The organism is Cytobacillus kochii, from assembly GCF_044790165.1.
Lineage (GTDB): Bacteria > Bacillota > Bacilli > Bacillales > Cytobacillaceae > Cytobacillus > Cytobacillus kochii.
Window position 1 is genome coordinate 4,026,535 of the sequence record NZ_CP085254.1, and the last position, 23,660, is coordinate 4,050,194.

The following is a 23,660-nucleotide window of genomic DNA, read 5'->3' on the forward strand; positions in this document are numbered from 1 at the left end:
TTACGCTCTACTTTTATACTTATTTTAATTAAAGTATTGATTCAAACCGTTATAAATTCCTTTAGCTGCTTTTTTCTGATAAGCTGCTTTCGTAACAACATCATATTCTTCAGGGTTTGAAAGAAATCCTAACTCTACTAAGACTGCCACATTTTGATTCTCACGAATGACATGGAAGTTCCCATTATTTTTAACCCCACGATCTCGTAACCCTGTTTCAGCGACAACGCCATCTTGAATCAATTGGGCTAGCTCTCGTTCATTCTCATTAGAAGGTAAATAATAGGTTTCAATTCCATTAGGACTAGGGTCTGGATTTGAATTATAGTGAATGCTAATGAAAGCATCTGCACTATATTGATGGCTAATTTCTACACGTTCAGCTAATGTCAAATATACATCAGTAGACCGAGTCATGATTACCTCAGCTCCTGCGGCATTCAAATAAGAACGCAGATAATTAGCGGTGTTAAGATTCAAGTCTTTTTCTATGCCCATTGCCCCTGGGTCATGACCACCATGTCCAGGATCAAGCACAATAACTTTTCCTTGTAATCCTTTTTCCATCGTATTCGTTTTAATATAACCAGTTTGAGCTTTTCCATTTACAAACACAGTCACTTCATACCAATTCGATGTAAAGGTTTTATATTTAATTTTGGAACCTTTACTATAAGTTTTCAAGACACTAGACGTATTAGAGGCCTTTGTATAAACTGTCACTTTTGATTGTGCTGTACCTGTTAATGTTTGTTGTGGGTTCTTACTATTTTCAACATCTTTTTTATTGATATAACCTGTTGTTGCTTTTCCATTTACATAAACAGTTGCTTCGTACCAGTTGTCAGTATACGAACGATACTTAAGGATGGATCCAGAACCATAGCTTTTCAGCACATTAGCTGAAGTTGATTCGTTTGCATACACCTTTGTTGGCGAGGCCAAAGCCACTCCTCTATAATCAGTTCTAGCTGCATCCTCGTCAATAGTTGCGCTTTTTTGAATGTAGCCTGTTGTTGCTTTTCCATTTACATAGACAGTTGCTTCATACCAATTCTTCGTGAAAGTCTTATATTTAAGGGTGCTACCTTCATTATAGCTTTTTAGGATACTTGAGCTTGTTGAAGTACTGCTATATACATTGACACGTTTTTTTGCAATGCCACTGAGTGTCTCTTGCTTCGCATCACTATTGATTACATCACTTTTATGAATATAACCTGTAGTCGCTTTTCCATTCACATAGACAGTCGCTTCATACCAATTCGCAGTATGTGTTCTGTATTTAACACTTGTACCTTCATTATAGCTTTTCAGCACATTAGATGATTTTGATAATCCGCTATACACATTGAGTTTTTCATTTTTCACCACACCATTTAACGTAGATTGTGGTGTGTTTTCTGGAATCACATCATCTTCATGAATGAAGCCATATTGCCATTTACCATTAGCATAAACTTTCGCTTCATTCCATTGAGAAGAATATGTTTGATACACTACCGTATGTCCTTCATTATAACTCTTTAAGACATTCGAGTTTTTAGACGGTGTAGAATAAACATGTAGATTCTCGTTATAAACGATTCCTCTCGAACTCTCTTGCTTTTCAACAAGTAAGTCAACATCATCACTATTGATGTAACCTGCTACTGCCTTACCATTTACATAAACAGTTGCTTGTAGCCATTGATTATTCGACTTTTCAAATTTAAGAATTTTACCTTGAGAGTAGCTCTTTAACACTGTAGAATTTCGACTGGATTCTGTGTAAACATTTGTGGGGTTTTTAAGTGCGACACCTTGTACAGTAACTAAAGCTTTACTCATAAGCATTCTTGATTTTACAGGTTGCTCATCACTTACTTCCTGTTCATCTGGTAGCGCTTGTTGTGCTTCATCTTCTTTTAATTCATCTGTTTGACTTTCTTCTTCAGTGAGTTCATCCTCTTCAGTAAGATTATCTTGTCCTTCTGTTGAGTCGATAGGAGTATTCTCCTCACTTACCGCCTCTTCCTCATTAGGAGCATTCTCTTGCGCTTCTTCTGTCAAAGGGGTCTCAATCGTTTCTTCCTGTTTCTCACCGCTTAACTCTTCTTCATCAGGTTTATCTTGAACAATCGCATATTGATCAATTTCTTCATTAAGGACGTAACCTAGTACTTCATTATCTTCTTCGTCCTTTGTTTGAATATAAGAGTACTCGTCCCCTAGTTCTACGATATAAAATACTGAATCTTTAATTAAATGAAATAAAATCTCGCTTTCTTGTGAATCTTCAAGATATACAGCAACTTGTTGCTCTTCATTTACAACATATGTAATTGGTTCTTGTTCAACACTTTTATTATTTATCTCATTCGCATATCCTATATTCGAAGTTAAACCGAATACTAATAAAGCAATAAGAAACATGGAAATATGTTTCTTTAGTTTAGTCATTTTCTCCTCCTCTTCTAAAGTTATGATACTTTATAACTAATTTTCCAGTAGTGCTAAATTCTACATACCCCACATTCATATTAACATATTAAAATATGACAGTATTTATTATTTTTTTTACATTCACTTTACGAATAAGAAGAACTTTTGTCTAATATTGTCTATTTTACATTTATTTTATATCCACCGAACTAATAATTTGGTATTCTATAACATATATCAATCAAATTAACATTCGTATGGGGGAAAAGAAATGCGTAGCCAACCTAAGAAAAAGAAGCCGTTATGGTTAAAAATAACTGGTTCTATTGTTCTGTTAATGGTCATTGCAGTTGGCATCTATGGGTTTATGGTCTATCGTTCTGTTTCAGGGGCTGTAGAAACGATGCATCAACCAATCAAGTATAAAACAGAGAAAAGAGAGCAGGAGCTTACACTGACTAAACAAGAGCCATTTTCTGTTTTAATGCTCGGAGTAGATGAAAGAAGCGGAGACAAAGGGCGTTCAGATACAATCATTGTTATCACTGTTAATCCAAATGACCAATCAATGAAAATGTTAAGCATCCCAAGAGATACACGTACAGAAATTGTCGGTAAGGGCTTTGATGATAAGATTAACCATGCTTATGCGTTCGGCAATGAGGAAATGGCGATGGCCACGGTGGAAAACTTCCTTGATATCCCAATTGATTATTATATCAAGGTAAATATGGAAGGATTTAAAGATATTGTTGATGCGGTTGGAGGCATTACAGTTAACAGTTCCCTCTCATTTGAACAAGGGAATTCTTCCTTTACAGAAGGGGCAAACACCTTAAATGGCGACGAAGCATTATCCTATGTCAGGATGAGAAAAGAAGATCCAAACGGTGACTTCGGTCGTCAAGACCGTCAGCGTCAAGTGATTCAAGGAGTCATTAAAAAAGGGATGAGCCTTAACACACTCACAAACTATGATGACATCTTAGATGCGTTAGGTAAGAATGTTAGAACGAACTTGTCTTTCAATGAAATGCGTGATATCCAAAAAAATTATAAAAATGCAGTCGGAAAAATTGACCAGCTAACCATATCCGGCAATGGTCAGCGTATCAATGATGTTTGGTATTTAATCGTTTCAAATGAAGAGCAATTAAAAGTACAAGAAGAATTGAAATCACACTTAGATATATAAGAAAAAAGGTCTTATTCTATCAACCTATGAGGTGAAGAATAAGACCTTTTTTTAACTTCTTTTAATCAACTGAAGTGAGCTTATTGTTCCATCTTCTACTCCTTGAAATAAGTAATCAAATTCTTCTCCATGATATAAGAAAGATTTCGTCTCCTCTAACTCCATATCTGGTTCTCCCAATTGATTAAATAAGGTATCTGTAGATGGACCATTCATATCAATAATCACACCATTGATTACTTCATCTTTGTAAATATATTCTGCATGTTCAAAAGGTTCCTCCATCACTTGCCCTTGCCCTAAAGTGTTCATAACAGTTTCTAGAGGGAAATTAGGACCAACAATGCCATTTAATTTGGTCTCAATCTCTTGGTCAACAACTGTATTATTTAATCTTGCCAAAACCGTTGTACTAACCCAGCCTTCTTCATTATCATTTAGTTGGATTTTAGCCCATCCTTCTTCTTCTTCTAATACTTCATATGGAAAACCAAAAACAGCAAAGTCTATAGCTTCACTCTCCATTGTTGGTTCTTGTCTTATATTAGCACTTGAGACCGTTACATACCTAATATCTAATGATTCATCCTTTAAACCTTCTTCTACAGCTTTTGGTTCTTCTGATGCTACAGGTGATTCATTTTGGTTGGTCTTCACAGTCGAATTCGATGAGTGATAGTTATTTATAAGAAATAGAGTGCTAACGGATAGGAGTATTAAGAGTGTACTTAATCCTAAAATAAATTTCCATTTTTTACGACTAGGTTTTGTACGTTTGTTTACTCTTGAACTTCGCTGAATATCACTAGAAACAACGTTAGCTTTATTGGGTTCAATGTTGTCAGTATAATTATTCAACTGACTGCGCCTATCTAAAATATCCTGTCTGAATTTCTTCTGTTCCTCTTTGGTTAGTGATTTAAAATCCTTAAGGAACTTTTCATATTTTGGAATAATTTCACCGATAGTGCCGTAATCTCTCACTTCTCCCGCCTCTAGCCATAATGCTTTATCACAGAATTTCTTTACCTGTGCAATACTATGACTAATAAAGAAGATGGTTTTACCTTTTTGTTTAAATTCATTCATCTTATCTAAACATTTATCAGTAAAGGTTTGGTCACCAACCGAGAGGGCTTCATCAATGACAATAATATCAGGATCAATATTTACAGAAATGGCAAAGCCTAATCGTGACTTCATACCACTAGAATAGTTTTTAACTGGTTGGTCGATAAACTTACCAATATCAGCAAAGTCAATAATCTCAGGCATCAATTGCTGAATTTCTCTCTTATTAAACCCTAGCATGAGACATTTTAATTCAATATTCTCTCGACCTGTTAATTGATTGTTAAGACCTGATGCAATAGCAATAAGCGATGCACTACCATTAATCGTTATATCACCAGTGGTAGGAGGTACTACTCCTGTAATAAGATTGGACAGTGTAGATTTTCCAGCACCATTAATACCAATCACACCAATGACATCGCCTTGATAAGCAGTGAAGTTGATATGCTGCAATCCGTAGAAATCTTCACCGTATCCTTTAGGTACGAATATATCTAATAGTTTTTCTTTATTGTTTTGATACATTTTAAAACGCTTCGTTACATTCTCAAAATGAACTGATTCAATGGCCATATCTTTTTCCCCATTATTTATTAAATTAGTCCTTTTTACTATACCAAATTTTGCAAAGAAAAAAAGGCTAAAAATCAATTTAGCCTCACACTTCATAAACATTTATTTAATTTGTAACAAGTCCTGCTTGCTTCTTCATTGCCTTTTCTTTAAAGGCACGCTTCTCGGAAGCACTCATCGCTTTATATTCCTTTAAGAAAGCCTGATATTTTGGCATGACTTCTTTAATCGGCCCAAACTCTCTCACTTCACCATACTCCAGCCAAAGTGCTTTCTCACAGAAACGATTCATTTGACCAATCGAGTGACTAATAAAGAAAATTGTTTTCCCTTTTGCTTTAAACTCATTCATCTTATCTAAACATTTATCGGCAAATGTCTGATCACCGACTGAAAGTGCTTCATCAATCACTAATATATCCGGATCAATATTTACAGAAATAGCAAAGCCTAAACGTGATTTCATCCCACTGGAATAGCTTTTGACCGGTTGATCAATAAATTTACCTATATCAGCAAAATCAATAATTTCCGGTTCTAACTCTTTAATCTGGGCTTTACTAAAACCGAGCATCAGACATTTTAATTCGATATTTTCGCGCCCGGTCAATTGATTATTCAAACCTGAATTAACCGCAATTAATGCCGTCTTCCCATTGATGGTTACCTCACCTGTAGTGGGTGGGATAATGCCGGCAAGGATATTGGATAGTGTAGATTTACCCGAACCATTCACTCCAATAAATCCAACAACGTCACCTTTTTCAGCTGTAAAACTAACATTTTGCAACGCGTAAAAATCTTCACCATAACTTTTCGGTAATAAAATATCTAATAACTTTTCCTTATTACCATCATACATTTTATATTTTTTCGTTATATTGTTTAAAACAACTGAATGTTCCATAATTCACATCCATCTTATAGAAAGTCTACGAAGCGATCTCTAAATTTCACATGTAAAATCGAACCAACGACAAATAATAGTATAGTAATTCCCCAGAAATAAAGGCTATATTCCCAATTCACAAATGGATACCAATTGAGACCTAAGATTGTCGCACGATATCCTTCTGCTAAGTAATAAATCGGGTTCAGCTGCATTAATGTTGGCACAATCTCAGGCTTTAGTTCATATGGTGGCCATAAGAATGGTGATACATAAATGAGAATCCTCACTACTGATTGAATAGCCATTTGAAAATCACGTACAATTGTTGAAATAGTAGAGGTGATCAGTGATAGCGAAACCAAGAATATTAAGGTCGCTAACATCATATAAGGTAATTGTATATAATATACAGAAATTGGATAACCCATAAATTGGAACATAATGAGCACAATAACTAGTAACATTAAATGTTGATAAAGCTTTGCAAAAATCACATAGGTAGGTATGACACTCATTGGGAAACTCATTTTGGATACCATCTTAATTCTCGAATAGACCGATTTCGAGCCCATTGTGATCGATTGATTAATAAAGAACCAAACGACTATGCCTGATAACATCCATGAAAAATAAGGAATAACATCCCCATCAGCCATTTTTACATCAGGTCTACCAACAGCTTTAAATATCCCATAGCCAAACACAAACCAATAAATCGCAATTTGAATCATAGGGTTTATAATTTCCCATAGAATCCCTAAATAGTTGTTTCTGTTCGCACTTTTCATTTCATAAACAGAAAGGCGTCTAACTAAATAAAAACTTTTGATTTGTTCTTTTAAAACTGTCACTACAGAACGCATGCGTTTTTCCTTTCCGTGCCTTTAATTTTCTTTTAACAATGAATTACTCTCCCCGAGAAAATATTTTATCATTGAATGATGAAATTGTCATTTTCTGTTGCGACAGAGCAAAAATAAAAAGGGAATTAAAAGATGAATAATTCCCTTACATTGCCGATAACAATATTATAATGATTTCCCTAGTACTTTACCATAAAATTGGTTTAAGGCTTCTTGATTATATTGTTCATCATGAAATGAACTTCTCTTAGGTAAACATTTTTGTCGGTAACGCTCAACAAATTGAATTAACTTTTCAGCCAATGCTTCTTGATTGTTCTCTACTAACTCACCATAGCCTTCTTTAAGGACACTTCTAACACCTGTTACATCTGTTGCTATAATCGGTTTACCTATAATCAATGTTTCGAGTAGCACGAGTCCTTGACCCTCATAATTTGAAGAAAGAACAAAACAATCACACTGATTAATAAGAGCAAAGGGATTAGATAATTGTCCCACCAATATAATGCGATCATTCATTTTTAGCTTCTTAATAAGAGATTGCAATGATTCTTTTAGTGGTCCTTCCCCAACGATATAAAGCTTAATATGCTGATCATATTGGTATAAAGCCCAAAATGCATGAATTAATTTTTCATGACCCTTTTCAGGTGAAAGTCTACCAACAGTGACAAAGTTCACATCTACCTCTTCAGGAGCTATGACTCCTTGAATAGTTAACTTAACAGACTCTGCTAATTGGTCCGTAACAAGATAATTATTCCCGTTCACTTCGATATAATCATACTGATTCATCAGTGTCTTCACACGGTTACTATCAACAAGATTATTAACATATGTCATTTTTTTGTGACTATCTGGTACTAACTGCTCTAAGTTTTTCATATTCGTTTCGTGTGTCGATTCTGCTACTGAGATGATTCTATCATAATATTTATAAATAGAAAAAATCACTTTTAGATTCTTTTTATGTTTAAATTTGCCTTTGATTTTCTTATTAAATTCTTCCATCATATCATTATGAAGATAAATAGATTTATTCTTTATTCGCGAAAAGGCAAATAGGAGACTCCAAAAATCATTATAACCACCAAAATTTATTGCATGATCAAATTTCACGTCCCCAACTAACCGGCGAAACTCATTATAATATAAATGTGCTGGTAGTACCTTTTCTACAATTTGTCCACTGACACCACGATTCAAGATCCATTGATGTTTATAGCTATCAAGAACTGTTCTACCGAGAACCCCAGGTCGATAAATAAAATGAACATTAGGATTAGCTCTTTTAATATTTACCCATTTTTCTTCAGAACCTTTCGGATTCTCTATGACAACCACTTCGTATTTATCATAATCAATCGCATTTAATAAGGTTAAAGCAGACATCGTTATACCATTATTATAGAAAGCTCCGCAATACATAATAATTTTCTCTTTTTTTGTTTCCGTTTTAATTAAATGCTTTTGTTCATTGTCTACTAAGATTGATAACAGTCTTGAAGCAGCCTGGCCATCATCATTATAACAAAACTGTTCTTGATATTCTTTGTACTTCTCATTATATTTCTCTTGCTCTAAGTCGATATTTTTAATATGCACAATTACATCTTCTAGCTTTTGAGTGAGTAGTCCAGGTAATTGATCAACCGGGAGGTAGAATCCTCTTTCATGACTATATTGTTCAATATCATCTCCATAGAAAATGACTGAACGCCCTGTCGGTAAGAAGTCGAAAAAGATGCTAGAATAATCAGTTATTAAAATATCGACTGCTGATAGCAATAAATTTGTGTCCATGCCATTTGGTACACATAGCTCTTGTTTTTGGTTTTCCTCAAAGTACTTAAAGGTAAAATAATGAGACTTCAATAATACAGTATAGTCACTGCCTAATTCCCTCTTTAAATGGAGGACATCCTGAAGTAGTTGCTCACTCATATCTGCCTCATTTCCTACCGTCCCCCGCCACGTTGGGGCATATAAGATCACCTTAGTTCCACTCGTTACCCCTAACTGAGACAATACATCCTTACTTGAAGCAGCTAGCGTTCGATCGACACGAGGATAACCAATATCAGCAACCCATCCTGGAAAAATTTCGTAAATATCATGTGAAGACAATAGTTTTTCATATGTAAATTGATTGGGACTAACCAATATATCCGTTTGTAATAAATTCCGCTGGATATTCATATGATCAGTCATGCCCGCTTGTTTAATATCTCTTCCTAACGTCTTAAGGGGTGTCCCATGCCATGTATTCACATATACCTGACCTTCTCGTTTAATGAAATAATAAGGAAAGGACGTATTATTAATTAGATATTTAGCAGTAGCTAAGTATCTTAAATAAAGATCATCATCTACTGCTACAAATTTTATATTTTTTCTTTTTGGTAATGTGTCTACAAAAGAATCGTTTTCATTCACAACTATAATATGAAGAAACTGATCGAAATCAGTTCTTTTTTCAAACGCTAAAAAAATAGCTAATGGATTACACGTAAAACTTTTACCATGATATGCCTCATACAAAATCACTCGATCTTCCACTTTTAAATGATTCACATAATAATTATACTTCGCGCGAATCTTAAACCGTTCATTCTTAATATAATCACGTATAGGTTGTTTAATAAAAGGAACTTTGCGACTGAAGTATTTCATTAGATTACCTGCCAAAATGATCTGCTCCTCTTTCAGTAAAAATATGCTAATTAATACTATTTTGAGTATTCTTTATTTTTATTTGATTCTACTATATTTTCTAATATTTTCATAATATCATCTTTTAATTCCTCATTCTGGAGTGAGAACTCTATAGTAGTTTTAATAAACCCTAATTTTTCTCCTACGTCATATCTTGTTCCCTCAAAATCATAGCAAAATACCGACTTATATTCATTCAATGCTTGAATAGCATCAGTCAATTGAATTTCCCCACCAGCACCAATTTCTTGATTTTCTAGATAACTAAAAATATCTGGAGTTAATATATATCTTCCCATAATCGCTAAATTAGAAGGGGCATTACCTTTTAAGGGCTTTTCAACAAATTGATTGACCTCAAACAATCTTCCATTATTATTGGAAGGATCGATAATACCATAACGATCTGTTTCATCATCATCTACAGTCTGGACACCTACAATTGAAGCTTCAAGTAAATCATATTGATTGATTAATTGCTTAATACATGGCACATCACTTTGTACGATATCATCACCTAATAGCACAGCAAAAGGTTCATCACCTATAAAATTCCTCGCACACCAAATCGCATGCCCAAGCCCTCTCGGTTCTTGCTGTCTTATATAATGAATATTTGCAATTTTAGAGGGGTATCTTACCCTTTCTAAAATATCTAACTTTCCTTTATCTAAGAGGTTCTTCTCTAACTCTGGAGCATAATCAAAATGATCTTCGATTGCTCTCTTTCCTTTACCGGTAACAATAATAATGTCTTCAATACCTGAGGCTACAGCCTCCTCAATTATGTACTGAATGGTCGGCTTATCAACAATAGGGAGCATTTCTTTTGGCATAGCTTTGGTAGCCGGTAAGAACCTTGTTCCTAATCCGGCTGCTGGGATAATAGCTTTTTTTATACTAGACATTGAACGACCCCTTTGCAATGGTTTTAATTTTCTAAAAATAGTATATAGAAGATAATTTACCATGTTTTTCATAATAAATATATCTAAAAAAATATTTATCATCACATTAGTCTTTATAAAAAACACCTTAAACTAATAGTTTAAGGTATTTACCCTATATAAGATTTAATTTTTCAATTACTTACTTATCAATTCTTTTTTTATAGTGCTAATTAATTTTGTTAGTAGGTTCACTTTCCGAGTTGAGGTTATTTCCTCATTCTCCTTTACACATAATTCAAACTTAGAAATATACCACGGAATATCTACTATAAATTCAAACCGTTTTTGAGTTGTTGTAATTGCAAATTGTTGTACTACTAATTCTTCACTATTTTTAATAGTGCAAGGGATTAGTTTATTTTTGTATTTAACAAAAACTTCTCGATTAAATGAAGTACCTTCAATTTGGTAATAAAGGTATTTCAGTCGTAATTTCTCAATGATAATTTTCCTAAAAGAGGTAAATTTATTGACATCATATTGTTTACCATATTTAACCTTTAATAATACCTTTTTTTCTATTGTTTTAAAATTTTGTTTTAGAATATATTTATCTTCTATTTTCCCCAATAGCAACCGCATAAGGTATATAAACTCTTCCACTTCCGATTCTTCCAATACATCTAACATTTTACTGTAATTTTTTGAGATTAAAAAAAGTCTTAAGTGGTAAATTATTAAATAACTCACGTAAGGTAAGGTATTATTATCCATTTCAATTGATAACTTTAATAATGGCACATATGATTTTTTTAGAAGAGGGATGTACCTATCCCTCTTCTCCCAATTTATATCAACCAAAGAATTTTGTTCTTCTCTTTTCCTATAAAAATAAATACTGTTTTTTATAAGACCATATTTTTCAACAGAGAGTATAAATTGATTTACAAAAAAAGCATCCTCAAAAAAACTAATATCAGATCTAAACGTCAATCCCAAATCATTCAGAACCCTCGTCTGAAGAATTGTCCCACCAATATAAAAATGTGGACTACTATATTCTCTAGTTATATCTATAACCCTATCATTTTTACTACTGAATCTATAATTTAATTTATGTTCTCCTTGCACTCTTCCAAAATACACAATAGGTGAAACAGCAATATTAACTGTAGGATTAGCGGTAAAGAACAAAAAGGCATTGTTCAAATAATCCAAACTCAACTTATCATCCGCATCAAGAAAAACTACATAATCCGTTGAAACAGGAACGCAGGACAAACCAATATTTCTAGCAACTGAAGGTCCACTGTTATTTATTTTTCTATATATTATGGTTTCTGGTAACTTTTCTAAGTATGCATGACATATTTTTTCACTATTATCCGTACTACCATCATTTATTAGAATTATGCTTATATCATTTAAAGGGTAATCTTGACTTATTACACTCTCGATAGTTGTACTTAGATACTTCCCAGAGTTATAAATAGGTATAATTACTGAGAATTTCATCATATTTCCTTTCTATTCCTTACTATTCATTAACTTTTGTATAAAGTTTTCTAACATTAAGTTGGAGTTTTCCGTATATATATTTGCTAAAACTGATTTAACTTTCTCATAAGTCACATTCGGATATTCTGTATTTAAGAAAGTTATTTTATTCGCTAGTGTTTCAACATCTGTAGAATTAAATTCTAATAATTGCTTGTTAATATCTTCGTAAACTCCTCTTGCCTTTTCATACTGCTCAAAATCATTTATATATAATAAGAATTTCTTATTGATTGCTAGACCATCAAATATAATTGAAGAATAGTCACTTATTATTAAGTCAGAAATCAAAATAAGTTCTTGAACGTCAATACTTGAAGATGGATTAATAACCTGACTATTTACTTCCTTACTTCCCAAACTCATACTATGATCTTTATCAATTACTACGTAATCATCGTTTAGTTTTTCTAAAAGGATATTTAAATCCAATTTATACTTATTATTAGGTCTATGGGATTTAAAATTATAATCTCTCCATGTTGGAACGTATAAAATAACCTTTTTCCCAATTGGTATATTCAAACCTTTTTTAATTGATTCAATTAGTTCTGTGTTTTCTTGATTTGATTTTAGCCATTGAACGCGAGGGTAACCAAAGTTTAATATTTTCTCTTTCGGAATAACAAAGGCAGATATAAACTTTTCAGATGCTTTAGGGGAATCAGATAGTAGAAAATCCCACCTCATAATATCTCTTTGTTTCTGCTTTTTATGGTTCCTGTTATATTTTGAAATAAACATTTCATGACTATCAAATAACAATTTTTTATAGGGTGTCCCATGCCACATCTGAAGCCAGTATGCACCTTGTCTTTTTTTAAAATCTAGAGGTAACCAACTTTCTCCAATAACAACCTTTGAGGTTGCTAATTTTTCATAGAATTTCATTGACCTTGGAGTAATTCTGAATTCAGAAGGCACCCTATTGTCTTTTGTAACGAAATGAATCTCAAATTGAGATTTCCTTTCCTGTAAGTATTCAAAAAAGTATCTTGAGTTTCCTATATATCTATAATCAAAGCCCAAAAATAATATAGAATTGTCATTAATCGGTCTATTATTAAACGACTCAATTTTCTTTAGCTTTTGATGTTTTTTCTTGTTTTTATAGTAATTAGTATTTCGAATAGAATCAGTCAGCTTATTATATTTAATCTTATTTTTATATTTTTTTGCAATTTTAAAAATAGGTACTAATTTCCCTTTAGACTGTAGCCAATCCACAAATAAAATTCTATTAATCTTACTTCTCTGAACATACCTTCTTCGGAATAATAAATGGTTTAAAGGTATAATATTTAGGGGGACATAGTAATGTTTATTTTTCGTATTTAATATGGAGATAACTTTTTTTAAAGTCTTTCTTTTATACCCAATCGGAGCCCTCTTTTTAGCATAGTAAATAGATTTTTGTATTAAATGTTTATACACCTGATAATATGAACTTTTCCCTCTCGGATTAAACAACTTCATACTATTTTCAACTGCTTTTAAATACGAATTTATATGGTCTGCCCCCATAGTATTAGTTTTTGTAGTCGAATGTTCATTTACACGTACCCAATACAAAGGATTAGAGATTATTGCAATCGCATTGGCTTTTTGTGCAACATCAAGGTAAAATTCAAAATCTTCATAAATATACCCCTCTCCATACCTTATATTATTATTTATCAAAAACTCTTTTAAATATAATTTATTAACACTAAAATAAGTTGGTGCCTCATATAATTGTTCACAATCAATGTTATATAACACTTGTTTATTTAAGAAAAGATCATTATTAACATATACAAGTCCTTTATCCTCATAATAATAAGCCCAATCACATAAAACAAAATCATAAGAACCCTCAATTGCTTTATCAAACATTTTCTCAAAACAACTAGAGTCTAAAATATCATCCCCATCTAAAAAGAATATATATTTCCCGTTCGACTCCTCAATACCTCTATTACGAGCAGTACCTTGTCTCATGTTTTTTTCTTGATAGATAGTTTTAATACTAAAACTTTTTGAATCATTAACTCTTTTAAACTCCTCAATAAGTTCATGAGTTTTATCAGTTGAACAATCGTCTATAATTATTACTTCAACACTACCCTTGAAACTCTGCTTCTTTACAGAATTTAAAGCTTCATCTATGTAAAGCTCTACATTATATGTAGGTATAATTACGGATATATCAAATTCCATTTTGTTTCCCCTCTCAAAGCTAGTTAAAAGAACTTATATAATATAAAACATTGTAAAGTAAATTCCAATATTATAAAAGTGTAGATAAAATAACATTTTCCTATTTTTGAATAAATACTTTGTCAAATCACAAAACACCAAAACTATTATATCAGTAAAATAGGACCAAACAATACCACTATTATCCTTCTTCATTGAAAATATCATATTATAAATGGTTATATCAGGAAAATTTCACTAGATTGACCAGTATTAAAATTACTTGTTTGTATTTAGTAATTAAACAGTGCAAAATATCTAATTTTTAGTTAATTTTTTTGTTTTTCTTAGAAATACATAACTTTTCCCGGCAATAAAAATAGTTTTTTTATTTTGTCAATGTTCTATGTAATTCATTAAACTACCCCTACCTAGGAAAAAACCGGTAAGCGCGCTTCCTTTAAGGATGATAGAGAGTGCAGGAGTTTGAGGTTGTGCTTAAGTCGTATGAGCCAATGATTTTTAAGATTATGAGGAGTTTGGGGATTTATCGGGAGAAAGAGGAATATTATCAGGTGGGTGTGATTGCTTTGTGGGAGGCTTGGGAGCGATATGATGAAGGGGTGGGAAAGCCTTTTATTAGTTATGCTTATGCTTGTGTGAGGGGGAAATTGTTGAATGAGTTGAAGCGGTCGATTAACTATGCAGAGCGGCGGGTAGTGGCTGAGGAAGAGTTTTGGTTATTGGTGGCTGATGATGAAACGAGTGATGATTCTACTGTAGACCTTGAGTTTTTGCGGGTTTGTCGAGGATGTTTGACGGAGAAGCAGTTTAAGTGGGTATGGTATACACTCATGTATGATCACTCGATTCGAGAGATTGCCATTAAAGAGGGGGTGTCTATTTCTGCTGTGAAGCAGTGGCGGGAAGGCGCACGGAGATCCTTAAGGAAGAAGATGGGGCGAGAAGGAACGCGCCATTAAGTGTGAACGGGAGCATTCCTTTCTTCATTAATTAATTGGATGGTCTCTTCTAGAGTGATAGGTTCTTTGGTATTCGGGTTCATATATTTGGGATAAAGTAAATAGGCGGCAGCGAATACTTCTACAAGTGTGCGTTGCCTTCTTCTTCTGGCTACCATTTGACGATCATCTGTTAAGCCCCAGTTGGAGTAAAAAGGGGCTCCGACTGTTGTAACGGGAATGCCTCGCATGAGTGCTTCGAAACCGGATAAAGAAGTAATGGTATAAACATGGTCAACGGTTTTAAGTGAATCATGCAAGCTAATTGGTTCGCTGACAATCTGTGCTAGATGCGTGACGTCTTTTGGATTGGATTGCAACGGTCTTTTACCAGATAATACGTCAGGATGCGGCTTATATATAATTTGCGCATGAGGATTTTCCTCCCTAGCTAAGCGGACCAAGTCATTGTTCGTCCAACGTGTAGCTGCTCCCATCATAATCGAAGCGTCATCTTCTACTTGTCCAATGACTAATATCCGCTTGTTCGCTTTCCTGCCGTAGACTACATTCACATCTTTAGTTGAAAGATGGTTATATTTACTTAAGCCGTTTTCTTTTATTTCTTCTATGATGCGCGCTGCACGATCTAAGATATCTTGGTCAAAATGATGATGATTCAGTAAATGCTCTAAGTCACTTGGTTGTGTACTATCATAATAAATACCTGTCTTGTCTATGCATAAGGAGTATGGCAATGTATGCAGCGCCCCTAAACCAACAGAGCGGACAAAGCCGTCCTCAACACGATATATGGGAACTTGATAGGCTTCGGCTATATCTTCTAGCTGTACATGTTGTTTAGATCCCCATATTAAGAACACTTTTTCCCTTTTTACACGGAGCAACCTGTGTAAAAAAACAGTAGTAAAAGTATGGGGGATAAAAATAATCTCATATTCACGAAAAAATTCCTTCACACACTCTTGTTTCCAATGGGAAAAGTAAAATGCTAACGCGATCGGTTTTGTTCCACTATTCCTTTTCACTTGGCGAACGCTTTGTGTATATTTTCGTAGCTCCTTTACTTTCCTAACACCTTTCTTTGCTAATACTCGCCATTTGTTCACTGTAGGACACCTTCTACGATGTAGGATTTAAGCATATCCTTGTCTTTACTGTTGCCTGAGTAAAGGATTTGTTCCTCGGCTATTTTTTCTCCTGTTTGTTGAACGATCCAGAAGAGTAATAATTCACGATCGCTTGGTTTTCTGCCGAGTTGATTGACTAACTCACGATACAAACCTTGTGGGTAAGATTCTAGCTTCACACCTCGTTCTATCAATGTACGCATATAATCTGAGCCATGGGGATAGCGATGAATAAGGCCCGGCTCATTACATAATAATAATTCCACCTGTGATAAGTTCACCTGCTCATGCAATTCGGGATGAATGGCACTAAACATAACGAATGAACGGTTCCGATCAACCAATGAAAAGGTTGGTTTTGTGACAAAGATGAGGGTATCAAATTTTTGGCAGAAATGATGCACCGCCTCTTGTGATGTCGCTTCTAGTATAATACCTATCTTTTTTGGAGTGGTCAGCAGTTGTTGAAACTGGCCTTCTGATTGAATCAATTGATTGACAACCACTTTTTCACTATAAGTAGAGGCGTTTAGTTGATCGAAATCAAAATTGACTGCCAAAGAAAGATAAGGCACCTCTATTGGTTCTATTTGTTTCTCCCGTAAAAGCCGTTTCGCCTTATAGGGGTGACCGCAATGATTAAGGATAGCTGCAAACTGCATGATATCTTCTTTAGAAAAATCTACATCCAACATTTTTAATGTCTCTTCTGTTGCTTGTAATAACCTATCTGATGGGCCTTCAATCTTCCATAGTAATCTGATTAAAGCAAGCATTTGTCGCTTAGATTTTTTTTCTACTTTTAATAAGGAGATAAGTGCTGCTTCATAATTCCCTAGACCGGCATGAGCAATGCCCTTTTCGCAATATAGAGAGTCAGGTAAGCTGTTCTGTCGCTGCTTTTCTTCTATTAGCCGCAGGGATTTTTCGTATTGTCTCGCATCATTTAGGAGTTCAATATACACTTGCTCTCTTCTAGGTTGATAAACTAAACTTAATGCTTGTTTATATAATTGTTCAGCTTCAGAAAAGGCAAGTGCTTGTCTTTTCTTATCACCCTCTAGCTCCATACTCTCTGCACGTTGTCTAATTAAGATTTTCATTGCTTCTTCAAGTTGAATATGTTCACCGGTATCTGGGTTCATATACCGCGGATACACAAGATAGCTAATCGCAAATAACTCGTCAATCGTACGTTTCCGTTGCCTTCTAGCGTTTGGCTGCCTATCTGTTGTTAAGCCCCAGCCTGCATAAAATGGCGATCCGTAACAAGTAACTGGTATACGGCGAATAAGGGCCTCGAAGCCAACGAGAGAAGTCATCGTGTATACATGATCAATCGTCTGGAGCGCATCAACGATACCAAGCGGTTCAGTTACAACTTTCGCCACATCGGTCACATCCATTGGATTAGAAAATGCTTTGCGATATCCGCCAAGAACATCGGGATGTGGCTTATAAATGATTTCACATTCTGGATGCTCTTTTGCAGCTGCACGAACGAGATCATTATTGGTCATTTTCGCTTCTAGTCCATATTGGATGGATGCGTCATCTTCTACTTGCCCTATAACTAAAATTCTCTTTGACTTTTTCTCACCATAAATCTTTTGAATATCAGTTTGCGCCGTATGGTTATATTTTGATACGCCCTGTTGAATAAGCTGTAGCCGACATTCTCTTGCACGCTGCAACATTTCTCCTGATACCTCGTAAGTATTTAATAATTCTTCTAAATCTGATGGTTGCCGAGCATTGAAATAAAGGGTCTTTGAATCAACAGCAATGGATAGAGGAAACGTATGGGCTGCACCTAAGCCTACTGAGCGGACAAAGCCATCTTCCACACGAAGGACTTTAATACCTTTCTTAGCTGCATAAGCAGTTAGCCCTTCAGGTTCTTTGAATCCCCAGACGATAAATACTACCTGAGAAGCCTTTTTGATGAAAGGTTGCAATCTTTTTAAATCCCCTTGGCCAAAAACAAACGCGGTGCGATATTCTGAGAAAAATTTGCTGCTATGTTCCCTTTTCCAAGGATTAAAGCCGAACATAAAGGCGACAGGCACTGCCTCAGTTTTGCTCCAATTCTCTCCCATTTCAATAAATGGCTTTTGTTCGTTCCCTTTTTTCAGTGAAAGTTGTTTTAAACCTTTTTTTATTGTCTTTTTCCAACCCATACGTACAATACCTCCTTCCTTTATACATGTACGAAATGTGTTTTCAATCGTTTGACCCAATCCATTTCCTTTAGAGATACGGATGGGACTCCTCCAATGACCTCAGAAATAAATGGCAGCCCCCGCTTAGCACTACCTTCTAGTCGTGGGATAAGATGAAAATGAAGATGCCGTACAAGCTCATTCATTGAAGTCATATATAAACGTTCACTGCCAATTATTTCTTTCAATGCGCTTTCAACCACTTTGACGATATGAAAAAAATCATGCTGTTCTGCCTCGTTTAAATCGTGCCACTGTTCAATATGTCTCTTCGTTTCCAAGTGTAAATAGCCCAATGCAGTCCTTGATTCAACCGCAACAAGCATCCACCGATCATTACTGTAAATTACTTCACGCTTATGAGTTAACTGTTTTTCACAAATTTCACAGCTATTCAAGAGAAACACTCCTTACTGTCTGACCGCCTGTTGGTTAAGAAAATCCTTTACTAGTGCCGCGTAATCAAAACTTTGACGAAGAATGGATTCAATAATCTCCCGCACTGCGCCATTACCGCCCATCCGTTCCGCAACGATTTCCGCTTCTTGCTTCACTTCCTCCATCGCGTTTGCTGGACATGCAGCTAACCCGACCATATTCATTGCTTCTATATCATTCAGATCATCACCGATATAACACATTTGATTCACATCAATATCTAATTCACCCGCTAATTGTAAAAGGGCGGATACTTTATCTTTCACACCTTGCTGCACATGGTTGATGTTCAGTTCCGCAGCTCGTTTCTCAACTGCCGCAGATCGTCTGCCTGTTATAATCGCGACCTCTATCCCAACAAACTTCGCTAGGCTAATTCCCATGCCATCATGTACATGAAATGCCTTTACTTCTTCACCACTGCTTGATAACAAGAGTTTGCCATCGGTTAACACACCATCAACATCTAACACGATTAAGCGAATATTTTTCATCAGTGTGCCTCCTACAACCCAAGATGCATAAGGTCATGAATATGAATCATACCAGTGGGCTCATGTTTGTCATTGACAATCGGCAGCACATTTACTTTATGCTGCTCCATTAATGTCTTCGCTTCAGAAGCAAGGTGATTTTCTGATAGAAAATAGGGTTGTGGATTACAATATTGAAGGACTTGTTCTTCAAGTATTGTATTCGTCATCGCAAATGCTCTTCGAATATCACCATCTGTTAAAATACCGAATAATTCATTTTTCTCTGTGACTACACTGATCGCACCCATTCCTTGTAAAGTCATAGAGAATAGTGCCTCTTGAACGGTTGCATGTGTAGCAATAATCGGGTTTTTGCGGGTATTAGCGACCACATCAGCTGTTTTAAGTAATAATCTTCTACCTAATGAGCCTGCCGGATGAAAGACTGCAAAATCTTCTGGCTGAAAGTTTCTTGCTTCTAGTAAGGCAATGGCTAAGGCATCTCCTAAAGCTAAAGTAACCGTCGTGCTTGTTGTAGGAGCTAAACCATGTGGGCAGGCTTCTTCTACATTGCCTATACAAAGGACGATCTCTGACTTTCTAGCCAATGTTGATAATGGGTTTTTCACAATACTAATCAATTTCGCACCGATTCTTTTTATGGATGGAATGAGCTGTAATACTTCTTCCGATTCCCCACTATTTGATATCGCTATCACTACATCCTTAGCCGTAACCATCCCTAAATCTCCATGTAAGCCTTCCGATGGATGAAGGAAAATAGAAGGTGTACCTGTACTCGCCATAGTAGCATTGATTTTTCTGGCAATTATGCCTGATTTGCCTATGCCTGTAATAACCACTCTTCCTTCACATTGGAGAATCATGGCAATCGCTTCATTGATATGTGGACCGACTTGATCTTTTAACTGCATAATAGCTGTTGCTTCTTTTTCCAATACAGAAATCACGTGATTAGTATAATCCAGCTGGTTCGTTTTCATATTCAGCATGCTCATTCCCTCCTGCATAGGATGATGCTTTTAATAAACAATCCATGGCTACAATCGGTTTTAATATTTGTTCTACATCACTTAATTTCACCATATTCGGTCCATCAGATAACGCTTTTTCAGGGTTAGGGTGAACCTCCATAAAAATAGCGTCGACGCCAACTGCTGCTGCGGCACGAGATAAGTAAGGAACAAATTCACGCTTCCCTCCTGTACTTGTACCATTGCCTCCTGGAATTTGCACACTATGTGTGGCATCAAATACAACTGGTGCCATTTCTCTCATCATTGGTAATGAACGCATATCAACAACTAAATTGTTATAGCCAAATGTTGAGCCTCTTTCTGTAAGTAATATTCGCTCATTGCCTGCTTCCTTTAACTTTGTCACAACATTGTTCATGTCAGTAGGAGAGAGGAATTGACCCTTTTTCACATTGATGACTTTTCCTGTTTTCGCTGCAGCAGTAAGCAAGTCTGTTTGTCTACAAAGAAAGGCTGGGATTTGGATAATATCCAGTACTTGACTAGCCAAAGCCGCTTGGCTAGGCTCATGAATATCTGATAACACAGGAATGCGGAAGGCATCCTTCACATTTGCTAGCATGTTTAATCCCGCTTGAAGTCCAGGTCCTCTTTCGGAAAATATAGATGATCGATTCGCTTTATCAAATGACCCTTTGAAGATAAATGGAATGCCTAAATGAGAGGTAATTTCTTTTAATCTTGCCGCTGTCTCCATCACTACTTCTTTGCTTTCTAACATGCATGGTCCGGCAATCAATACAAAAGGACGCTCACCGCCAAATACGATTTCATCATTTAATCTGACTGTTTTAGACATACTGTTTTCCCCCTAGAATCTCTTCTATTTTTTGAATATCTTCCTTTGTGTCTACACCATGGAACGGGTCATCTGTTGCAATCATTTTAATCAGGATATTATTTTCTATCAGTCTTAGTTGCTCAAGCATTTCTGCTTGTTCAAGCGGTGTTTGTGGGAGCATAACGAATCTCATTAATATTTCACGTGGATAACCATAGACACCAATATGTTTAAAATAATCGGTTTTCTCGCCTCTTTGAAAAGGAATCGGTGCTCTCGAAAAGTAGAGTGCCTCATTTTGCTCATTTGTAACGACTTTTACCACATTTGGGTCCGTGATATCTTCAGGGCGATTAATTTTTTTCATAGCGGTGATTACAGCCCTATTTTGCTGTTTTCGAGAGGTACGAACCATCTCATTAATCAGTGTAGGCTGGATGAGGGGCTCATCTCCTTGAATATTAATGAAAAAGTCACCTTCTATATTGGATGCTACTTCAGCCATACGGTCAGAGCCCGTTTCATGGGCGGCGCTTGTTAATATCGCCTCACCCCCGATTGATTCTACTACTCGTTTAATTTCTTCGTGATCAGTAGCGACAATGACGCGTTCTAATTCTTCCGATTGGCACACTTGGCGATATACCCGTTCAATCATTGGTACACCAGCAATAAGTGCAAGTGGTTTACCTGGGAATCTAGTCGATGCGTACCTTGCGGGAATGATTCCAATCGCTTTCATCCAATACACCTCTCTCATAATCTTCTAATCTATTTGCTAAATTCTTTGCTGTTTGTTTATTAGGTCGATTGAGTACACCTTCTGTTTGGTAATGAAATCGTAAATAATAGAGAAATTTTTCAATTTTATCTATAGATAAAGGGGTCGATAATGACTTTTGCAAACTTTGATATAAAAGATCTGGATGCGGACATCTTTCCACTAGCGGGTCAATATTGTATAAGGCATCTCCTAATGTAATCACCTTTTTGTAATGAGCAAGCGCTTCTATTCCGACTGTTGAATTGACCGTCACCACAGCTAAGCTAGCCTTCAAAAGCTTGTCCATCCGATATTTTTGAACAAATTGTACATTTGTATATTTGTTCTTTAATGATTGATAGTTTTGTCTTGATAAGTCTTCAGGATGTTCCTTTACAATGACTTTGATTTGCCTGTGATACGTCTGGTTATATTGTTCCACCGCTTTTAAAGTAATTTCTAGTAATTGCTCCATTGATTGAATATGTGGTGAATGATAAAAAATTTGCGTATCACGAGACACTTGAAACGGGAGAAAGATATATTCACCCCGCAAGTCAACCTCATCTTCCTTTCTTCGGCTATACCATTTCTTATGAACGAAATATTTGAGTCCTTGCCAGAAATTAATATGAGCAAAATAGTTAGGGTGGATACGCAAAAGTGACCCTGCCATTGATAATAGTTTTGCTGAAGCAACCTTCACTAGATTTTCCCTCTTTAGGTGCTTAAGTGATTCTTCCTCCGGGCGAAACATAAATTTCATTAGACGCGGACGGTCGACCTCCATATCCTGATAGAAGGAGAAGTCTCTCGGGACGCTCGAACAGGCATTAATCCCATTCGGATCACACGTAATCGTATATGGCCTGAACAGCCCATCTTCAAAGAAATACGTCCGCAAACCCTTCTTCTTTGCTAAATAACGGCATATTTGGTCAATCCAGTGATAGCCATTAAACAAGCAAATTACTTCTATGTTGTACTTATCAATCAGGTGATCTAGTGCTGCCATGTACCGCTTATACATCCTAAGCTCACTTAGCGGGATTTCCTTTTGCAGTACCCTTTTTGTAAAAGTAATATTATATATCTGTAGATCCATTAACTCCTTGTCACTAATCGGGTATTCCTCTTTCGCCACATGATTAGGTAAAAAAACGGTTGGAATGGTCGTTTTCATTAGTAACTCATTTAATTCAAGCTGTATTAAATGAACTTGATGACCTTTTCGCTCCAACTCAGCCCCAATATCATGAAAAAGCCTCTTATTGCGGTTGCCTCGAATAAACATGAAATGAGCCATTAGCATCCTCCAAATTCATCGGCTGTATTTAACGCTTTATTTGCCTAGAGTGTATCATGACAATCGCCGGAAAATGATGGATTTACCGATTATTTACAAACCATTTAATAGACATTTACATTTGTTAGAAAATTTTCAT

At 35.4% G+C, this 23,660-nt stretch carries 17 protein-coding genes and 1 pseudogene; 2 read left to right on the forward strand and 16 right to left on the reverse strand.

The genetic code is table 11. The features are described from left to right. Positions 1-24: 24 nt before the first annotated feature. The gene (locus LG276_RS20565) at positions 25-2,442 is read right to left on the reverse strand and encodes an N-acetylmuramoyl-L-alanine amidase (RefSeq protein ID WP_404292697.1); all 2,418 of its coding nucleotides are present in this window, start codon (positions 2,440-2,442) and stop codon (positions 25-27) included. 253 nt (positions 2,443-2,695) lie between these two features. Here LG276_RS20565 and LG276_RS20570 point away from each other — a divergent pair, with 253 nt between their 5' ends. Next, positions 2,696-3,619: a LytR family transcriptional regulator gene (locus tag LG276_RS20570; RefSeq protein WP_251162155.1), complete on the forward strand. Its 924-nt coding sequence runs from the start codon at positions 2,696-2,698 to the stop codon at positions 3,617-3,619. A gap of 51 nt (positions 3,620-3,670) precedes the next feature. Here the strand turns inward: LG276_RS20570 and tagH (LG276_RS20575) are convergent, their stop codons facing one another. The 7 genes and pseudogenes from tagH (LG276_RS20575) to LG276_RS20605 form a co-directional block, all read right to left on the reverse strand. Next, entirely contained in the window at positions 3,671-5,266 is a 1,596-nt protein-coding gene (gene tagH / locus LG276_RS20575; RefSeq protein WP_404292699.1) for a teichoic acids export ABC transporter ATP-binding subunit TagH, read from the reverse strand. 121 nt (positions 5,267-5,387) lie between these two features. Continuing rightward, positions 5,388-6,173: pseudogene (gene tagH, locus LG276_RS20580) on the reverse strand (teichoic acids export ABC transporter ATP-binding subunit TagH); the annotation flags it as partial. Positions 6,174-6,187: 14 nt separating this feature from the next. Then, positions 6,188-7,021: an ABC transporter permease gene (locus LG276_RS20585; RefSeq protein ID WP_404292701.1), complete on the reverse strand. Its 834-nt coding sequence runs from the start codon at positions 7,019-7,021 to the stop codon at positions 6,188-6,190. A gap of 165 nt (positions 7,022-7,186) precedes the next feature. Next, complete coding sequence (locus LG276_RS20590; RefSeq protein ID WP_404292703.1) at positions 7,187-9,712, reverse strand: CDP-glycerol glycerophosphotransferase family protein; 2,526 nt, start codon at positions 9,710-9,712, stop codon at positions 7,187-7,189. A 41-nt stretch (positions 9,713-9,753) separates the two neighbouring features. Continuing rightward, positions 9,754-10,647: a UTP--glucose-1-phosphate uridylyltransferase GalU gene (gene galU, locus LG276_RS20595; RefSeq protein WP_404292705.1), complete on the reverse strand. Its 894-nt coding sequence runs from the start codon at positions 10,645-10,647 to the stop codon at positions 9,754-9,756. 177 nt (positions 10,648-10,824) lie between these two features. Next, positions 10,825-12,144: a glycosyltransferase family A protein gene (locus LG276_RS20600; protein WP_404292707.1), complete on the reverse strand. Its 1,320-nt coding sequence runs from the start codon at positions 12,142-12,144 to the stop codon at positions 10,825-10,827. 12 nt (positions 12,145-12,156) lie between these two features. Further along, positions 12,157-14,385 carry a CDP-glycerol glycerophosphotransferase family protein gene (locus LG276_RS20605; RefSeq protein ID WP_404292709.1) on the reverse strand — a complete coding sequence of 743 codons (2,229 nt, stop codon included), beginning with the start codon at positions 14,383-14,385 and terminating at the stop codon, positions 12,157-12,159. A 455-nt stretch (positions 14,386-14,840) separates the two neighbouring features. Here LG276_RS20605 and LG276_RS20610 point away from each other — a divergent pair, with 455 nt between their 5' ends. Further along, positions 14,841-15,347 (forward strand): sigma-70 family RNA polymerase sigma factor, encoded by a 507-nt coding sequence (locus tag LG276_RS20610; protein ID WP_404292711.1) that lies wholly within the window; start codon positions 14,841-14,843, stop codon positions 15,345-15,347. On the opposite strand, the gene LG276_RS20615 is transcribed toward LG276_RS20610, so the two are convergent. Genes LG276_RS20615 through LG276_RS20650 form a run of 8 tightly spaced genes read right to left on the reverse strand, consistent with a single transcriptional unit; the run spans position 15,344 to position 23,521 of the window. Beyond that, entirely contained in the window at positions 15,344-16,456 is a 1,113-nt protein-coding gene (locus LG276_RS20615) for a capsular polysaccharide biosynthesis protein (RefSeq protein ID WP_224937186.1), read from the reverse strand. The genes LG276_RS20610 and LG276_RS20615 overlap by 4 nt on opposite strands. Continuing rightward, positions 16,453-18,657, reverse strand: a complete 2,205-nt coding sequence (locus LG276_RS20620) for a hypothetical protein (protein ID WP_404292713.1) — start codon at positions 18,655-18,657, stop codon at positions 16,453-16,455. Before LG276_RS20620 ends, LG276_RS20615 begins: the two co-directional genes overlap by 4 nt. A gap of 20 nt (positions 18,658-18,677) precedes the next feature. Continuing rightward, a complete protein-coding gene (locus tag LG276_RS20625) occupies positions 18,678-19,097 on the reverse strand; it encodes an HIT family protein (protein WP_404292715.1) in 420 nt (139 codons plus the stop codon). Positions 19,098-19,109: 12 nt separating this feature from the next. Beyond that, on the reverse strand, positions 19,110-19,631 hold the full coding sequence (locus LG276_RS20630) for an HAD family hydrolase (RefSeq protein ID WP_251162164.1): 522 nt from the start codon (positions 19,629-19,631) through the stop codon (positions 19,110-19,112). An 11-nt stretch (positions 19,632-19,642) separates the two neighbouring features. Beyond that, the gene (locus tag LG276_RS20635) at positions 19,643-20,626 is read right to left on the reverse strand and encodes a KpsF/GutQ family sugar-phosphate isomerase (RefSeq protein ID WP_341097966.1); all 984 of its coding nucleotides are present in this window, start codon (positions 20,624-20,626) and stop codon (positions 19,643-19,645) included. Further along, entirely contained in the window at positions 20,589-21,470 is an 882-nt protein-coding gene (gene kdsA / locus LG276_RS20640; RefSeq protein ID WP_224937191.1) for a 3-deoxy-8-phosphooctulonate synthase, read from the reverse strand. Before kdsA ends, LG276_RS20635 begins: the two co-directional genes overlap by 38 nt. Next, positions 21,463-22,194, reverse strand: a complete 732-nt coding sequence (gene kdsB / locus LG276_RS20645; RefSeq protein WP_095371787.1) for a 3-deoxy-manno-octulosonate cytidylyltransferase — start codon at positions 22,192-22,194, stop codon at positions 21,463-21,465. Before kdsB ends, kdsA begins: the two co-directional genes overlap by 8 nt. Further along, a complete protein-coding gene (locus tag LG276_RS20650) occupies positions 22,151-23,521 on the reverse strand; it encodes a hypothetical protein (RefSeq protein WP_224937192.1) in 1,371 nt (456 codons plus the stop codon). Before LG276_RS20650 ends, kdsB begins: the two co-directional genes overlap by 44 nt. Positions 23,522-23,660 lie beyond the last annotated feature (139 nt).

Excerpts from the sequence above, each read along its gene's own strand:
- LG276_RS20565 (WP_404292697.1), bottom strand. The coding sequence starts at position 2,442 with ATGACTAAACTAAAGAAACATATTTCCATGTTTCTTATTGCTTTATTA.
- LG276_RS20570 (WP_251162155.1), top strand. The coding sequence starts at position 2,696 with ATGCGTAGCCAACCTAAGAAAAAGAAGCCGTTATGGTTAAAAATAACT.
- tagH (WP_404292699.1), bottom strand. The coding sequence starts at position 5,266 with ATGGCCATTGAATCAGTTCATTTTGAGAATGTAACGAAGCGTTTTAAA.
- LG276_RS20585 (WP_404292701.1), bottom strand. The coding sequence starts at position 7,021 with ATGCGTTCTGTAGTGACAGTTTTAAAAGAACAAATCAAAAGTTTTTAT.
- galU (WP_404292705.1), bottom strand. The coding sequence starts at position 10,647 with ATGTCTAGTATAAAAAAAGCTATTATCCCAGCAGCCGGATTAGGAACA.
- LG276_RS20600 (WP_404292707.1), bottom strand. The coding sequence starts at position 12,144 with ATGAAATTCTCAGTAATTATACCTATTTATAACTCTGGGAAGTATCTA.
- LG276_RS20605 (WP_404292709.1), bottom strand. The coding sequence starts at position 14,385 with ATGGAATTTGATATATCCGTAATTATACCTACATATAATGTAGAGCTT.
- LG276_RS20620 (WP_404292713.1), bottom strand. The coding sequence starts at position 18,657 with ATGGGTTGGAAAAAGACAATAAAAAAAGGTTTAAAACAACTTTCACTG.
- LG276_RS20630 (WP_251162164.1), bottom strand. The coding sequence starts at position 19,631 with ATGAAAAATATTCGCTTAATCGTGTTAGATGTTGATGGTGTGTTAACC.
- LG276_RS20635 (WP_341097966.1), bottom strand. The coding sequence starts at position 20,626 with ATGCTGAATATGAAAACGAACCAGCTGGATTATACTAATCACGTGATT.
- kdsA (WP_224937191.1), bottom strand. The coding sequence starts at position 21,470 with ATGTCTAAAACAGTCAGATTAAATGATGAAATCGTATTTGGCGGTGAG.
- kdsB (WP_095371787.1), bottom strand. The coding sequence starts at position 22,194 with ATGAAAGCGATTGGAATCATTCCCGCAAGGTACGCATCGACTAGATTC.
- LG276_RS20650 (WP_224937192.1), bottom strand. The coding sequence starts at position 23,521 with ATGGCTCATTTCATGTTTATTCGAGGCAACCGCAATAAGAGGCTTTTT.